This window comes from Halosimplex amylolyticum (assembly GCF_051414035.1).
GTDB classification, from domain to species: domain Archaea; phylum Halobacteriota; class Halobacteria; order Halobacteriales; family Haloarculaceae; genus Halosimplex; species Halosimplex amylolyticum.
Genome location: NZ_JBLKNW010000023.1, coordinates 1 through 587, shown reverse-complemented (window position 1 = coordinate 587; position 587 = coordinate 1). Strand labels below are relative to the sequence as shown.

The 587-nt window shown below is 58.3% G+C and carries 1 protein-coding gene; it reads left to right on the top strand.

Features of this window, described 5'->3' with window-relative positions; all coding sequences use genetic code 11:
- On the top strand, positions 1 to 297 hold a 297-nt coding region (locus tag ACMGFE_RS26035), incomplete at its 5' end, for a multicopper oxidase domain-containing protein (RefSeq protein ID WP_436928184.1).
- Positions 298 to 587: the final 290 nt, after the last annotated feature.

Here is a 587-nt window from a genome sequence, read left to right as displayed (position 1 = left end):
TACACGTGGACGATAGACGGGCAGGCCTACCCGGACGCCGATCCGCTACAGATTCGGCCCGGGGAACACGTCCGGATTCGGATGACCAATCAGAGCCCAGTCGTTCACCCGATGCACCTTCACGGCCACTTCTTCCAGGTCGGCGACGCGATCAAAGACACAGTCATCGTCCCCGGACACAGAGGGCAGGTGACGATCGACTACCACGCCGACAACCCAGGCAAGTGGTTGTTCCACTGTCACAACCTGTACCATCTCGATGCAGGGATGGCGCGTGTCGTGAAATACGTCGAGTGACCAGGTCGAAGACCCGGGTTCAGACCGTTCACACTGCCGTTCGTGTGGTCGTTGTCTTGTCTGGGAGAAGGACTGAGTGCCAACCCGGCGAATTCGAGCCGGATGAACGATTCTATTCCCGAAAAACGGTTAGAGCAGCCTATACACGTTCTCGAACGTTCTCCTGTGCGAATTCACACCCACGCCGATAACTCCCGAGCAGTCCTACGAGTAACCGAGGAGAAAGACAATGACCACCTTCAAACTCGGCCGCTGGCTGCTCGTGGCGCTCGCCATCGTCGGACTCGCGT